Source organism: Caulobacter sp. D5, from assembly GCF_003185805.1.
GTDB lineage: Bacteria > Pseudomonadota > Alphaproteobacteria > Caulobacterales > Caulobacteraceae > Caulobacter.
In genome coordinates this window covers 1-4,290 of the sequence record NZ_QHJY01000005.1, presented here as the reverse complement: position 1 = coordinate 4,290, position 4,290 = coordinate 1, and the positions used below count along the sequence as shown (strand labels likewise).

At 72.3% G+C, this 4,290-nt stretch carries 4 protein-coding genes; 3 read left to right on the top strand and 1 reads right to left on the bottom strand.

The window, feature by feature from the left end:
• The first annotated feature begins 119 nt into the window (after positions 1 to 119).
• The 3 genes from DMC18_RS00440 to DMC18_RS25780 all read left to right on the top strand — a co-directional run bounded on the left by DMC18_RS00440 (position 120) and on the right by DMC18_RS25780 (position 2,761).
• Positions 120 to 893, top strand: a complete 774-nt coding sequence (locus tag DMC18_RS00440; RefSeq protein ID WP_110121909.1) for an ABC transporter ATP-binding protein — start codon at positions 120 to 122, stop codon at positions 891 to 893.
• Positions 890 to 2,440, top strand: coding sequence for a hypothetical protein (locus DMC18_RS00435; protein ID WP_110132607.1), 1,551 nt, complete (start codon positions 890 to 892; stop codon positions 2,438 to 2,440). Before DMC18_RS00440 ends, DMC18_RS00435 begins: the two co-directional genes overlap by 4 nt.
• Positions 2,441 to 2,614: 174 nt before the next feature.
• The gene (locus DMC18_RS25780; protein ID WP_158285810.1) at positions 2,615 to 2,761 is read left to right on the top strand and encodes a hypothetical protein; all 147 of its coding nucleotides are present in this window, start codon (positions 2,615 to 2,617) and stop codon (positions 2,759 to 2,761) included.
• Here the strand turns inward: DMC18_RS25780 and DMC18_RS00425 are convergent.
• The coding region (locus DMC18_RS00425; RefSeq protein ID WP_110132606.1) for a PAS domain-containing protein at positions 2,739 to 4,290 on the bottom strand (1,552 nt) is incomplete at its 5' end. The genes DMC18_RS25780 and DMC18_RS00425 overlap by 23 nt on opposite strands.

The window sequence follows — 4,290 nt, the reverse complement described above, 5'->3', positions numbered from 1 at the left end:
CCCCCCCCCCCCGCGGCCGAGGCCGCGCTGGCCCCCTCCGGCCCTCTGGGCCACCTCCCCCAGAGGGGGAGGATTTGCGTGTGCAGACCACCCTACCTTGCGCCCATCCCCCAATCGCGATCACATGCCCGCCGCATTGCACGGGGGCCAGCGTGACCGAAGCCTTGATCGTCCGGGGGCTGGACAAGACCTTTGCCAAGCCCGCCGTGCGCGAGCTGGACCTGACGGTGCATCCGGGCGAGCTCTACGCCCTGCTCGGTCCCAACGGCGCGGGCAAGACCACCACCCTGCGGATGGTCGCGGGACTGACCAAGCCCGACAAGGGCAGCATCGAGATCTTCGGCATCGACGCCCGGGCCGATCCGGCGGCGGCCAAGGCGATCACCGCCTGGGCGCCCGACGAGGCGATGATCTACGACCGGCTCACCCCGCTGGAATATCTTGAGTTCGTCGCCGGCCTGTGGAACGTCGAGCCCAGGCACGCCAAGGCCCGGGCGCTGGAGCTGCTGGAGACCCTGGGCCTGGCCGCCGAGGCGCGGCGGCGCTGCGAGGGCTTCTCGCGCGGCATGAAGCAGAAGGTGGCCCTGGCCGGGGCGCTGATCCACGATCCGCGGCTGCTGATCCTCGACGAGCCGCTGACCGGCCTCGACGCCGCCGCCGCGCGGCTGGTCAAGGACATGCTGCAGGCCCGCGTCGACGCTGGCGGCACGGTGATCCTGACCACCCACATCCTGGAAGTGGCCGAGCGCATGGCCGACCGCATCGGCATCATCGCCGGCGGACGGCTGCTGGCCGAGGGCACGCTGGACACGCTGCGCGGGCAGGCGGGAAAAGACGGCGGAACCCTGGAAGACGTCTTCCTGCAACTGACGTCCGACGGGGCGGCGGCGTGAGGCTGCTGCGCTCCGGCTCGGTCGCCTGGCTGCTGGCCCAGGAGATCCGCCTCTACTGGCGCGGCCTGACCGGCAAGAGGGCCGGCGCCGGCATCGGGGCCTGGATCGGCGGCTCGATCCTGCTGCTGGTGATGCTGAGCGGCGGGGTCTCGCTGGGCTTCGTGCTGCGCAAGCTGGACGTGCCGATGGTCCCGATGGCGGCGGCCATCGCCCTGGCCTGCTGCGCCACGGCCTTCACCCTGATGCTGTCGCAGACCTTGGCGGCGGCCAGCGAGGCGCTCTACGAGCGCGGCGACCTTGATCTGCTGTTCTCCTCGCCGATCCCGCCGCGGACGGTGCTGTTCGTCCGCGCCCTGGGCGTGGCGGCCGGGGTCATGACGGTGTTCCTGATCTTCCTGACGCCGCTGGTCGGGCCGGCGATCATCCTGGGCCATCCCGAATGGCTGGGGCTGTTCGGCGTGCTGGCGGCCCTGGCCCTGCTGGCGACGGCGGCGGGCCTGTCGCTGGCCATGACCCTGTTCTCGCTGATCGGCCCGCGCCGCACGCGCACGGTGGCCCAGGTGCTGGCGGCCCTCGTGGGCGCAGCCTTCTTCCTGACCAGCCAGATCCGCACCATCCTGGGCAAGGGCGCCAGCGAGAGCCTGTTCCAGACCCTGGCGCGCGAGACCTCCGAAGGCCGGCTGAAGCTGCCGCCGATCGCCTGGCTGCCGCTGAAGGCGATGCTGGGCGCGCCCCTGCCGCTGCTGGCGCTCCTGGCGATCGGGGCAGGAGCCTTCACCCTGTCGGCGCTGTCGCTGGGCCGGCGGTTCGCCGACGCCGCGGCCGCGACGCAAGGATCCCAGACCAGCGCCGCCAGGCCCGCGCGCGGCCGCGACCGGGCCTTCGCCAAGGGGGTGTTCGCCGCCACCCTGGCCAAGGAGCTGCGGCTGATCCTGCGCGACGCCGGCCTGCTGTCGCAGGTGCTGCTGCGGGTGCTGTACCTGGTGCCGACCGCGGTGATCCTCAGCCGCAACGCCGCCCATGGCGGCGGCATGGCCCTGGCCGGCGGGGCGGGGGTGGTGGTGTTCCTGGCCGGTCAGGTGGCCGGGAGTCTCGCCTGGATCACCCTGTCGGCCGAGGAGAGCCCGGACCTGCTGGCCGTGTCGCCGGCCGCCGTGCGGTCCCTGCGCCGCGCCAAGCTGGCGGCGGCCCTGCTACCGGTGGCCCTGCTGCTGGCCGCGCCGCTGGCGGTGCTGGCCTGGCTGGCGCCGGCCACGGCCTTCTGGACCGCCGTCGGCGCGGGTCTGGCGGCCTGGGCCTGCGGGCTGATCAACGTCTGGCACCAGAAGCCGGGCAAGCGGGCCGACTTCAAGCGCCGGCGGGGCGCCTCGTGGTTCGCGACCCTGGCCGAGGTGGCGATCTCGGCCCTGCTGGCCGGCTTCGTCGGCCTGTCGGTGGCCGGCCTGCCGCTGTGGGGCCTGGCGCCGCTGGCGGTGGCTCTGCTGGCGCTGCTGGCCCTGCGCCGCAGCGACGCCCAGATCGCCAAGGTCCTGCGCCTGGCGGCCTGACTTTCCGGATTTTCGTGAGTTTGCACAGATATTGTCCGCGCGAGGGTTCAACCTTTTCGCGAACGGCCTATGGTGGGGCAGGCCGGGGGCGGCGACTGGAAAGATCGACCGCCCATGCCCGATCCCTACAGCTTCGAGCGTGCGGATATTTCCCCGGAGTCCAGGCCGTGGGTCGTGATCCAGTCGTTGCTGCAGCTGTCGCTGATCGCTCTGGTCTGGCTGCTGGCGATCGCGCCCGTCGGCCTCGTGGTGCTGGGGCTCGCCGGCGCGCGGAGGCTGAAGGCCGGCTGGCGAGCGTTCAGCAGTCGAGCAGGGCGGTGATCGTGCATTCCACGCCTTCGGGGCGGAACTCGATGCGCGCCTCGCCCGACAGCTCGGCCGCCAGGCCCCGCTCGATCAGCCGCGAGCCGAAGCCACGCCGCGTGGGCGTCTCGACCGGCGGGCCGCCGCGCTCGATCCAGCTGAGGGTGAGGCGCGGGACGGCCGCATAGTCGACGCTCCACGACAGCATGATCTGGCCGCCGGGTCGCGACAGGGCGCCGTACTTGACCGCATTGGTCGCCAGCTCGTGCAGGGCCATCGACAGCGACAGGGCCGGTCGCGGCGACAGCCGCACCGGCGGGCCGTCGAGCACGAAGCGGTCGCCGCCGCCGTGCAGGGCGGTCAGGCGGTCGATGACGTCCATCAGGTCGGCGCCTTCCCAGTTTTCGCGGGTCAGGACGTCGTGGGCCTCCGACAGGGCGATGATGCGGGCGGTGAACGCTTCCTGGGCGGCCGGCAGCGAGCGGGCGGCGTGGAAGGTCTGGCCGGCGATGGCCTGGATGGTGGCCAGCGAGTTCTTCACCCGGTGGTTAAGCTCGTTGACCAGCAGCCGCAGGTGCAGTTCGGCGCGCTTGCGGTCGGTGACGTTGACCGTGGTGCCGATCATCCGCGTCGGCTTGCCCTCGGCGTCGAAGAAGGCCTTGCCCTTGGCCGACAGCCAGCGCTCGACCCCGTCCTGGCGGCCGATGACCCGGAACTCGACGTCGTAGTCGGCGCGGATGCGGCCGTCGAGGGTGCGGCGCAGGGCTTCGCGGACCTCGGCGCGGTCGGAGGGATGCAGGTTGGTGTAGAAGTCCTCGCGCACCACCGGCGTGCCCAGCGGCACCCCGAACATGGCGTAGCAGCGGTCGGACCAGGTGAGCACGTCGTTGCGGATGTCGAGGTCCCAGGTGCCGACGTCGGCGGCCTCGATGGCCAGGCGCAGGGTCTCTTCCTGGGATTCCAGCCGGCGGGCGGCGGCCTTGCGGTCGGTGATGTCCCAGCCGACGCCGACGAAGCGGATGCATTGGTCGCGGTCGAAATAGGCCCGGCCGAAGGTCTCGATCCAGCGCAGCGCCCCGTCGGCGGCGCGCACGACACGGTACTGGGCGTTGATCAGGCCGTCGCCGGCGGGATTGGAGGCGGCGACCACGGCCGCCTTCACGCCCTCGACGTCGTCGGGGTGGACGAGCGCCAGAAAGCCGTCGAAGTCGAGCGGGCCGGGCTCGGGCACGCCGAACAGCTCGCACGAGCGCTTGTCCCAGTAGCGTTGGCCGGTGCTGGGATTGTGGTCCCAGCGGCCCATGCCGGCCGCCTCCATGGCGATGTCGCGGTCGAGGCGTGCCTCCAGCAGCTCGGCTTCCATCGCCTTGCGCTCGGTGATGTCGAAGACGACGCCGGCGTTGCGGTCGGGCTTGCCGTCGGCGTCGAGATAGCAATGGCCGCTGGCCACGACCCAGCGGATCGAGCCGTCGGCCTGGACGAGGCGGAACTCGTCGGAGAAGTCGCCGCCGGTCTGCATGGCGGCCAGGGCGACGCCGGCCACCCGG